General features: G+C 54.9%; 2 protein-coding genes. One reads left to right on the top strand and one right to left on the bottom strand.

The window, feature by feature from the left end; genetic code table 11:
* Positions 1–2,396, top strand: a 2,396-nt coding sequence (locus ABX962_RS32760; protein ID WP_372725895.1) for a thioester reductase domain-containing protein, incomplete at its 5' end; no start/stop codon positions are given.
* Here ABX962_RS32760 and ABX962_RS32755 read toward each other — a convergent pair.
* A partial coding sequence (locus ABX962_RS32755; protein ID WP_372725894.1) for a hypothetical protein occupies positions 2,340–3,530 on the bottom strand: 1,191 nt, incomplete at its 5' end. The two genes, ABX962_RS32760 and ABX962_RS32755, sit on opposite strands and share 57 nt — an antisense overlap.

The following is a 3,530-nucleotide window of genomic DNA, read 5'->3' as shown; positions in this document are numbered from 1 at the left end:
CGGATGCCAGCTACCTGATCACCGGTGGCGCGGGTGGATTCGGATGGGAGATTGCCAAATGGATGGTCCGCCAAGGCGCACGCCACTTGGTGTTGCTCAGCCGCAGTGGGCCCAATGAAGATGTGGCAAGTGAAATCGAATCGTTGCGTACCGAGGGAATCACGATCAACGATGCTCGTGGTGATGTCACCAAGGCAGAAGATGTCCAGCGTGTGATCGAGCAAATCCAAACGGATGCGCCGGTACTCAAAGGCGTGGTGCATGCAGCCATGGTGTTGGACGATGCCTTCATTGCCGATTTGGACGAAGCACGTTTTGCAAAAGTGCTGAACCCCAAAATGCTGGGGGCATGGAACCTGCATGTTGCCACACGTGATGTTCCGCTGGATCATTTCATCTGTTTCTCGTCGTATTCAAACTTGGTGGGGGCAACCAAGCAAGCCAACTACAACGCAGGAAATAGCTTTCTTGACGCGTTGGCCCATCATCGCCAAGCGAGCGGGTTGCCAGCCTTGACGTTGAACTGGGGCGCCCTGCTTGATGCGGGATTCGTCGCCCGCAACCACAAGACCGCCGAGTATTTGGATGGCGTTGGACTGAAAGCGTTTCGGATCAATGAAGCCCTTGATGTGTTCGCTGAAATGATTCTTCGTGACACCGCCGTGGTCGGTGCCGGACGAGTCGACTGGAAACGATTTAGCAAGATAAGTGATGCCGTCGCGACGCTTCCGATGTATGAATGCGTCCGAGACGACGTGCGTTCGACTCCGTCGAACTCAGGCCTGCAGTCGCAACTTCACAGCGTTTCGCCAAATGAGCGACTCGATATCCTTGGCGACTTTGTCGCAAGCCAAGTGGCCGGAGTCTTCGGTATCGAACCCGCAAAGGTCGACCGCGATGCATCGCTGGCGCAAGTCGGAATCGATTCGCTGATGGCGGTTGAACTGATCAATCGCATCGAAACCGCGGTGGGAACGCGAATCCCAATGAACCGCATCCTCAGCGGACCGAGCGTTCGAGAATTGAGTCACTCGATCCTAGCATTGATGTCCGATCTCGATGCTTCCGAAGCAAACACCGACAGCGAAATAACAAGTGAGGAAAGTGAACCGACCGATAATCGGATCGACTTTGAGCGTGAAGCCCAACTCGATCCTTCGATCGTTCCTTGCGGAACCGAAGTGAACGCAGCAGCGTCGCCACGCGTGCTGCTAACCGGAGCCACGGGATTCCTTGGAGCTCATCTGCTGTACGAATTGTTGGAAACCACATCGTCGCAAGTGGTGTGCTTGGTCCGTGCTGAAAACGAAATCGCAGGGATGCAGCGAATCGCTGAGAATCTTGCGAAATACCGTCTCCGGCATAGCGATCTTAACCATCGGGCCCGCGTCCTGGTCGGCGACTTTTCTCAGCCGCGACTTGGTCTTTCGGCGGAGCATTTCAGTGAATTGGCCGAATCCATCGACGTGATCTATCACAACGGCGCCAACGTGAATTTGCTTCTGCCTTACCCGTCGCTCAAATCGGACAACGTGGGCGGTACGCGTGAATTATTGCGTCTGGCGTGCCATCGTCAGATGATACCGATACACTATGTTTCGACGTTCACGGTGCATGCGACCGACGCTAACCGCGGCCGCGTGATCGCTGAGTCCGACGCTTTGCCACCGTGCCAGGAAGTGTTGTATGGGTATTCACAAACCAAATGGGTCGCTGAACGGATGATCGAACAGGCACGGCGCCGTGGGCTACCCGTGACCATCTATCGCCCAGGCCATGTGACCGGGCATAGCGAAACCGGCATTGCCAACGTCGACGATCTGTTACATCAAATTGTTCAAGCCTGTTTGTGGGTTGGCGCTGCTCCGTTTCGCGATTTCGAACTCGATGCAACGCCGGTGGACTTTGTTTCCAAGGCGATGGTGTACCTGGCGCAACAAAAACACAACCAAGGCAAAACCTTTCATCTGACCAACCCGCATCCGATGACGGCGGACGCGTTGACTCAGTGGATGCGTGACGGCGGAGCCAATGTCGATTGGATCGACATCGAAACATGGCGGCAGCGATTGGCTGACTTAGCCAAGCATGCCGATGCATCCGCGGAGGGTTTAAAAATACTCGCCGACATCATGATGCCACGCTTTGCCACGCCCGATGATCGCGGGATCCATGGTCGTTTTGACTGTCAACAGACTCTCGATGCCTTGCGAGAAAGCGGCATCCGATGTGCGCCGGCGGATACCCAACTGATCTCACGATGCCATGATTACTTGCAAAAAATGGGGAATCCTCTGCGGATCGACGCGCCGCGAATTGACAGCGGCTCGGATGCGAAATCACGCAACCCGCGATTGAATACTGTCATGCAAGCGGGCAACGAAAAGGTCCATTAACTTCTGCGACTGCCGTGCGGTCACGAACTGAGCGTCGTAGTGAAGGTTTAGTTTCAGCCGATGAGCATATTCCAGCGTCAGCATCGTCACGCAGTTATAGGGTCGTAGCGGCGCCAAACCATCCATATCGTGAAGCACTAAATCCGCCACTTGCAAACATCCATTGGTGCGGGGCAAGGGGCACCGACGTGTCATTTTCCCCGTGTTGGAAAAGATCACCGACAGTTGGCACGTGTCCTGCTGAACCGAGCGTTTTAATCCTCCTGGAATCCAGTGCAGCAGTTTCAAGAACCACAGAAACGTGAACTCCAATTGAAACCGCTTGATGACTTGCATCTCATCATGAATTCCGTTTAGCAGTTGATCGCGATCCACGCTGTCCTTACCACGACGATCCAGGAAAACGGAACTGACACAATTCATCGCGGGCAGCGAACGATACGATGCGTCTCGCATGTTCATGGGGATCATCATCCGCACCCAATGTCGGTCGTGGTATTGACCAAGTTCTTTCTGCCAATCCCATAACGCCAAAAAGAAGTCACGAACCAACAACTCATGAAGCGTGACGTTTCGTTCGTTTGCCGTATTTCGCAAGGCCAGGGTTTGCGATTTGTCAAACCGAAAACTTGTCAGCGAAGGGAATGCCGCCGTCGATTCGGCTTGGCGATCACGGGCAGGATGATCAAGCAGCGGCTTGGGATGGCGTCCCAAAAACTGGGCCGCCCCTAACAGCCCCACCATTTGGCCGGGCAACAGTTTTAGCAGCTTGGCAAGTCGCAGTCCGTAGGAGCCGCGAGATGCAACCCGATCGGGATCCACGGCCGTCGGATCGGTGGCAATTTCACCGTCGGTTCGAAGATCGGCATAACGTACGAAAAGATCGTCAATAAATCGTTCCATTCCCGCTCCATCGCAGCAGGCGTGATGGAACTGGAACGTGACCTCGACGTTCACCACCCCTTGGACGACATAGACTTTCAAACCACTCTCGCGGCCTAGATCGATTGGTTTTGCTTGAGGCAGCGGACCTCCTGTTTCGCCTTCGCACCATGACAATTCAGGCTGAACACCGTCGGCAAAGGACCAACGGTCACGCCATCCGGATGTCACGGTCGCCCGCAGCAGCGGATG

Origin of the sequence: Novipirellula sp. (genome assembly GCF_041583735.1) — a bacterium.
Classification (GTDB): domain Bacteria; phylum Planctomycetota; class Planctomycetia; order Pirellulales; family Pirellulaceae; genus Novipirellula.
This window is presented reverse-complemented; position numbering and strand designations above follow the sequence as displayed.